Annotated in this window: 7 protein-coding genes; 3 read left to right on the top strand and 4 right to left on the bottom strand. The window is 58.5% G+C overall.

What is annotated here, in order from left to right; translation table 11 throughout:
- The coding region (locus tag AB5Y76_RS20355) for an IS1595 family transposase (protein ID WP_368177811.1) at positions 1 to 768 on the top strand (768 nt) is incomplete at its 5' end.
- 29 nt (positions 769 to 797) lie between these two features.
- On the opposite strand, the gene AB5Y76_RS20350 is transcribed toward AB5Y76_RS20355, so the two are convergent.
- The 4 genes from AB5Y76_RS20350 to AB5Y76_RS20335 all read right to left on the bottom strand — a co-directional run bounded on the left by AB5Y76_RS20350 (position 798) and on the right by AB5Y76_RS20335 (position 5,038).
- Positions 798 to 2,213 (bottom strand): DASS family sodium-coupled anion symporter, encoded by a 1,416-nt coding sequence (locus AB5Y76_RS20350; RefSeq protein ID WP_123172733.1) that lies wholly within the window; start codon positions 2,211 to 2,213, stop codon positions 798 to 800.
- A 245-nt stretch (positions 2,214 to 2,458) separates the two neighbouring features.
- The gene (locus tag AB5Y76_RS20345; RefSeq protein ID WP_019445964.1) at positions 2,459 to 3,184 is read right to left on the bottom strand and encodes a MaoC family dehydratase; all 726 of its coding nucleotides are present in this window, start codon (positions 3,182 to 3,184) and stop codon (positions 2,459 to 2,461) included.
- A 245-nt stretch (positions 3,185 to 3,429) separates the two neighbouring features.
- Entirely contained in the window at positions 3,430 to 4,401 is a 972-nt protein-coding gene (gene rlmF / locus AB5Y76_RS20340) for a 23S rRNA (adenine(1618)-N(6))-methyltransferase RlmF (RefSeq protein ID WP_263716767.1), read from the bottom strand.
- Positions 4,402 to 4,549: 148 nt separating this feature from the next.
- Positions 4,550 to 5,038 (bottom strand): C40 family peptidase, encoded by a 489-nt coding sequence (locus tag AB5Y76_RS20335; protein WP_227273982.1) that lies wholly within the window; start codon positions 5,036 to 5,038, stop codon positions 4,550 to 4,552.
- Positions 5,039 to 5,313: 275 nt separating this feature from the next.
- Between AB5Y76_RS20335 and AB5Y76_RS20330 the strand changes: the two genes are divergently transcribed.
- Both AB5Y76_RS20330 and AB5Y76_RS20325 read left to right on the top strand, forming a co-directional pair.
- On the top strand, positions 5,314 to 6,036 hold the full coding sequence (locus AB5Y76_RS20330) for a 4'-phosphopantetheinyl transferase superfamily protein (RefSeq protein WP_263716768.1): 723 nt from the start codon (positions 5,314 to 5,316) through the stop codon (positions 6,034 to 6,036).
- Entirely contained in the window at positions 6,033 to 6,881 is an 849-nt protein-coding gene (locus AB5Y76_RS20325; protein WP_021229235.1) for a tetratricopeptide repeat protein, read from the top strand. Before AB5Y76_RS20330 ends, AB5Y76_RS20325 begins: the two co-directional genes overlap by 4 nt.
- Positions 6,882 to 6,950: the final 69 nt, after the last annotated feature.

Genomic DNA, 6,950 nt, shown 5'->3' with positions numbered 1-6,950 from the left:
CTGCGCCGCTACCGTTGCAAACTGTGTCTGCGCACCAGCACCGTTCTGACCAAGACGCCCTTGGCCAGATTGCGTAAAGCACAGTGCTGGGAAGACTGCGCGCAAGCCCTCATCGAAGGACTGACTGTCCGCCAAGCCGCACGGCGCTGTGGGGTCAGCAAAAACACCGCGTTCCTCTGGCGTCACCGCTTCTTGCGCGCGATGGCAACCCATCAGGCCACCCGGGAAGAGGGCATCGTTGAGGTTGATGAGACCTTCTTCCTTGAATCGTTCAAGGGGCAGCGGGGACTGCCGCGTCCACCACGTCATCGCGGTGGTAAAGGTCGAACTCGTGGAACCGGGCCAGATTACATCCCGGTGATGGTAGTACAAGACCGTGCAGGCCACCATGCGGATTTCCAGTTGGAGAAAATAGATGCCGAGACGGTCATCGCGGTGTTGAAGCCGTTGGTGTCACCGGATGCGGTGCTGTGTAGCGATGGAGCGGGTGTGTATGCCTGTTTCAGCAAAGAGCAGGGTGTAACCCATCAGGTGGTGCGCAATCGTCAAGGCAAACGGGTGGTCGGTGCGTATCACATCCAGCATGTAAATGGATATCACCATCGGTTGAAAGAGTGGATGGAGCGGTTCCATGGCGTGGCGACGCACTACCTGAAGAACTACTTGGGTTGGCGCCGGATGCTGGAGCGTTACGGAAAAGGCGTAAATATCAAAACATGTTTGCATGAGGCGCTGGGGCGCCCCATGCAACACGTAATTGGGACATAGCCTTTCTTATCGGACAAACGGACTAGCAACTAGATCAGCCCCCAGGCGGCAATCTGGTAGATCCATACCATCGCCAACAGGGTACCGACCAACCCCATGATGACGCCGATGCGCACCATCTGGTGACTCTCCACCAGACCGGTGGCGTGGGCCAGCGCATTGGGCGGGGTACTGATAGGCAGCGACATCCCGAGCGAAACCGAAATGGTGACCGCCAGGATCAGGGTATGACTGCCACCCCACTCGGCCAGCTCCGGCATGCTGACCGCCAGTGCCGCCACCAGTGGCAGCAGCAGATTGGCGGTTGCGGTATTGGACATAAAGTTGGCCATCACCACTGCCAGCAGACAGGCGCCGACCAGCACCGCCAGCGTGGAGTATTCGTGGAACGGAATATGGGTGATGAGCCGCTCGGCCAACCCGGAGTCCTCCAGCGCCAGCCCCAGCGCGATACCGCCCGAGACCAGCCAGAGCACGTCGAGGGAGATCTTGTGCAGATCGTCCTTGGTGATGATGCCGGTGGTCAGGAACACAGCTACCGGGATCATGGCGACCACGTAGGAGCTCATGCCGTGCAGATCCCCCAGTAGCCAGAGCACTATGGTGGTGATAAAGGTGAGGTAGACCACCCAGGCGCGAGGGGTCTGCATAAAGTGCCCCTCAATCTTGAGATCCATCCGCTTGAGGGTGCTCGGGAAGAAGCGCCCCAGCAGGAACCAGCCAAGCAGCAACAGCAATACCACAAAGGGCACCGCAAATCCCATCCACTGACCGAACGAGATGGCATGCTCGCCGGTCAGGTATTTGAGGGCCACTGCGTTGGGCGGAGTGCCGATGGGAGTGCCGATCCCGCCGAGGTTGGCCGCCAGCGGAATGGCCAGCACAAAGCCGATTTTGGCCGGGTCCTTGTCGGGAAACGCCGCCAGCACCGGGGTAAGGATGGCCAGCATCATGGCGGTGGTGGCGGTATTGCTCATAAACATGGAGAAGGTGGCGGTGATCAACATCAGCCCCAGCATGACGATCCGGGGATCCTGACCGAACGGGCGCAGCAGCACCCGCGCCAGATTGACGTCCAGATGGTACTTGGTCGCCGCAATGGCGAGGAAAAAACCACCGAGAAACAGCATGATGACCGGCGAGGCAAAGGTCGCCATCACCTCGGTGGACTTGAGCAGCTCACCAAACCCCGGTTCAGCCTTGTCGGCAGTCATGAACCAGAGCCCCTTGTCGGAGAGCAGCAGCAGCTCCAGCACGATGATCAGCACCGAGGTAGCGAAGATAGGGATGGGCTCCAGGATCCAGCAGAGAGCGGCCAGCACGAAAATGGCCACGACCCGCTGCTCGATGACGGTGATCCCCTCCAGCGGGATCCAGTGGGTCGGGATCAGCAGGATGGTGAGGCTCAGCAGCAGTGGCAGAATAATCTTGTTATTGATGGGCACTATTGTCTCCAGGATCGGGAGTAAGAAGCCAATAGTGGCATAACATGCTATCGCCTCACGCAGCCAACTCGCCAAAATGAGAGCTGGCTAACTGCACGGCGCACCGTTTTGTGAGTCATATCAAGCTGGGGTCGGCGCGCTATGGCTGACGCCTCACCCCTTGCAACAAACAGGCAAAAAAACGGGCCCGCTGTTCGTTGCACAGGACAGCGGGCCCGTTTCACCATTCATGCCGATGAGGGGGCTCAGAAGTAGATGCGGGTCACCGACTCGATGACGCAACCCGGGCGGCGGATCCCTTCGATCTCCACCTTGATCTCTTTGAGCAGCTCCAGCCCCCCCTTGATGGGGGTGACCCGGGCCAGCTTGGTGCGGGCGCGGATATTGCTGTCCACCTTGATGGGGTACGGGAAACGTACCTGATCCAGCCCGAAGTTCACCACCATGCGGGCGGTCGGGAACTCGGGGGTGGCCTCATCGACCGAGCCGGTCAACTGCGGCAGCAGCGCCAGGGTCAGGAATCCGTGGGCGATGGTGGTCTTGAAAGGCGACTCGGCGGCCGCACGCTCCGGATCGGTGTGGATCCACTGGTGATCCCCGGTCACGGCAGCAAACTGATCGATCATCTGCTGGCTGACGTGCAGCCACTCGCCGACGTGGGTCTCTTCACCGATGCGGGCCTGCAGGGCGGCATAGAGCTCGGCCGCCTCGGCCCCCAGCTCAACAGCGGGTTCCTGAGCCACAGCAGGCTGACCGTTGGCTACTTGTGCCACGGTTGCTGCATCCTGTTGCTGCTCGCTCTGGGACTCGGCTTGCAAGTCCAGCACACGCCCCAGCAAAGGGTGAAGATGTGCCTTTTGCTGAAACTCACGCCAGTAGTCGCGGATCGCCGGAGAGAGCCAATCCTTGAGCTCAAAGGGGTGCTGCGCCAGAATTTCGCGCTTGCGCTTCAGAAAATCGACAACTTTCATCTACCGATCCCTATTTGATTCAATGCCTGTAAAGAGGTCTAACCAGTCCTATTTTATTAAAGTTTCAGCTGTAAGTGCAAAAAAATCTCGGCGTACACCTGTACCAAGGCAGAAGTAACTACTTACACCATGTAAACCAGCACGATCTGCCAATGAGGAAATCGATTGCCAAAGATGCCGCCAGCAGGGGAAATTCGCGGGGCTCATCATGAAAAAAGGCCCTCATCGGGCCTTGTGGTGGGGACTCAGCACGCGCTCGACCAGCCGCTACGCAATCCCTCCTCATCCAGAAAGGACCAGGCAAGGATCCGGCTCACCTTGTTGCCCTGTGCCATGTCGATCACCCGTACCTGACGCACCCCCACCCGGCTCAACGCCTTTTTCGCCCCCGGCAGGTTCTCTTTTTTCGACACCAGCGAGCTGAACCAGAGGCACTGAGTGGCAAACTCCTTGCTCTGGGTAATCATGTTGGCCAGAAACGCCGCCTCGCCCCCTTCGCACCAGAGCTCAGCCTTCTGGCCGCCAAAATTAAGCACAGGAGCGCCTGTCACCTCCTTGCCCAGATTGCGCAGCTTGCGCTCCGTCCCCTTGCTCGCCTCTTCCAGCGACGCATGGAACGGTGGATTGCACAGCGTCAGGGCGAAGCGCTCCTTCGGCCCTATGATGCCGCGAAACACATGGTTGGGGTTACCCTGCAGACGACACTCAATCTGGTTGCCGAGCCCGTTGCTCTTGGCCAGCAGGGTGGCCGCCTTGACCGAGACCGGATCGATATCCGATCCCACAAAACGCCAGCCATATTCGCGGGCCCCCAGCAACGGATAGATGCAGTTTGCCCCCACCCCGATATCCAGCACCCTCACCCCCTTGCCGGTAGGGAGCTGGCCTGCGCTCTCGGCCAACAGGTCGGCCGCCCAGTGCAGGTAGTCCACCCGTCCCGGGATGGGCGGACAGAGGTAACCGGCAGGCAAGTCCCAGTGGGCAATCCCGTAGTGATGGGCCAGCAGGGCACGGTTGAGGGTCTTCACTGCATCGGGATTGGCAAAATCGATGGTGCGGGTGCCGTAGTCATTGATAAAGACATGAGCGGCCAATTCGGGAGTTCGCAGGCAAAGCGCCTCAAAGTCGTAACCCGCCTGATGGCGATTACGGGAGTGAAGTCCGGATTTACGGTCGCCCGACTTGGGGCCACCGGCTGATGAGATGCGGGGTTTCATGCTGAGCCTGCCGAAGAAAACGGGCCCACACTATAGTGATTTGACTCGGGAAAGTCTAAACGACGGCAATAAAAAACCGGGCTATCGAGCCCGGTTCAAGTGAGGTTGGAAAAACAGTCCGTACTGCGAGCCGTTTGTCCAGCCTGACTCAGATATCGATCCGGCGAGCTTGCCAGAACTTGTTGCGCCAATATTGGCTATCCAGCTTGGAACGTGTCACACCGGCTCGGGTCGAGGCATGGATGAATTCGCCATTGCCGACATAGATGCCAACGTGGTTGAGACGACGATTGATTTTGAAGAAGACCAGATCGCCTTCGACCAGATCCTGCTTGGAAACGCGCGTCCCTTCGTGGACTTGGGAGCGGGTATCACGGGGTAATTCGACACCGACGGCATTGCGGAACACTTCACGGGCAAAGGCGGAACAGTCGATACCGCGCTGGCTACTGCCACCCATCCGGTACGGAACACCACGCCACTCTTTATATACTGTCAGGATTTCATTCACATCGGGTGTCTGGGAAGCTTCCGGTTCGATGACAGGTTCAACCATGGAAACTTCGATCTTGCTCGCGACCTCGGGTTGGGGTGCCGAGGCACAACCCACCATTCCGAGCGCGACCAGCAGTAGCATCAGGTGGCGCAATCCTTTATCCCCGCTAAATAGTAAATCTTGTTAAAATACGGCCCCAAAGGGCAATTTATAAGGCAACAGCACCCGACTATATCCAAGAATTCTATCGAGGCAAGTGAAAATCCCTATCGAGCTCACATTTTTGCAAGTAAATGCACGATTTTTCATAATTAATGTGATCATGCCCAAACAATATACAATCGCAAAAAGGGCCTTGGGTCTCATAGATAACTGGCTTTTATCCCTGCTTCAGCACCTTTTTAAAGTGAAAAATCATGATCGAAACCGATCTTTTTTTGTTAAAACCGGCCAGAGTATGCCAGGAACTGCTTGCTCAATTGCCTGAAGGGCTGTCAACCGATGAGCAGCATATCTGGCAAACCATGACCCATCCTGAACGGCGTCAGGAATATCTGGTGAGCCGCGCCCTGCTGCGCCAGCTGTTGGCCGAGCGGCTGCAGCAACCCGCCGCCAGCCTGCAATTTTGCAACGGCCCCCACGGCAAGCCCCGGCTGCATGATGATGCCTGGCATTTCAATCTGAGCCACAGTGGCCGCTGGCTGGTGTTGGCGCTCTGCCCGCAGGGGCCGCTGGGGGTGGATATCGAACTGGGCAAACGGCGGCATCATCCCCTCCCCCTGGCCCGCCGGTTTTATGCACAGAGTGAATATGAGTGGCTCTGCGCACAGCCTGCTCAAGAGCAGGAGAGCGCCTTCTACCGGCTCTGGTCACGCAAGGAGGCGGTACTGAAAGCCCACGGTGGCGGCATAGCGGCGGGGCTGGAGAAGGTGCGGTTTCTCCCGGAGGAAGGATGGCGACTCGACAACCGGCTCGATGACACCTCTTATCAGGTACAGGATTGGCCCTTTGCCAGCGGCTGGCTCAGCCTCGCAGCGGCGGCAGCCCCTGTGACCTTTTACCGGCTGGATGAGCGCTTGAATTGCCACTCGCTTAACCCCATGTTACTCAACACCCTTTCTGAAGAGTCCAACTCATGATCGTCGACATTACTCCCCAGAATTTTCACGCTGAACTTATCGATGCGTCCATGAAGAAGCCGGTCGTCATCTATTTCCATGCTCCGCAGATGCCGGAGTGTCAGGGGATGACACCGCTGATCGAATCACTGGTTGGGCCCGCCAATGAGCAGGTCACCCTGGCCAAGGTGGATATGAACGATCCCCAACTGCAGCCGCTGGCCAGTCAGCTCGGCCTGCGCGCCCTACCGGCGCTGGTGCTGTTCCATCAGGGTCGCCCTGACGAACAGGGGATCATCGAAGGGCCGCAGGATGAAGCCACCCTGCGCCAGTATTTCGCCGCCTTCGCCCCCAAAGAAGAGGAAGAGTTGCTGGCCAAGGGACAACAGGCGCTGGCTGACGAGCAGCCCAGCATCGCCTATGCCCATCTGACCAAGGCACACCAGCTGGCTCCTGAACGTCACGACATCAGCCTGTGGCTCATTCAAGCTGCCCTCGACCTCAACCTGCTGGAGGAAGCGCAGGAGCGCCTCGGCACCATCCCGATGGCGGCGCAGGATGGTCACTTCCATACCCTGAGCTCACGACTGGCGCTCGCCCTGCAAGCGGCAGACAGCCCGGAACTGCGCGCGCTGGAAGCCCGCCATGCAGAACAGCCTGATGATTTTGCCCTGGCTCAGGAGCTGGCGGTGCAATACAACCAGGCTGGTCGTCAGGAAGAGGCGTTGGGACTGCTGCTGGAGATCCTCAAGCGGGATTTGGCATTCGGCGATGCCAGAAAGACCTATCTCGATATTCTGGCGACCATGGGCAGCACACCTGCGGCGCAGAGCTACCGTCGCAAACTCTATAGTCTGCTCTACTGATCGGAATCGAACTGGCTGGTAATGATGGGGGAGTGTCGGGAGACCGGCATGACCTCATGGGTCAAGTAC

The sequence above is a fragment of the Aeromonas sp. R1-2 genome, from assembly GCF_040908505.1.
Lineage (GTDB): Bacteria > Pseudomonadota > Gammaproteobacteria > Enterobacterales > Aeromonadaceae > Aeromonas > Aeromonas veronii.
This window is presented reverse-complemented; position numbering and strand designations above follow the sequence as displayed.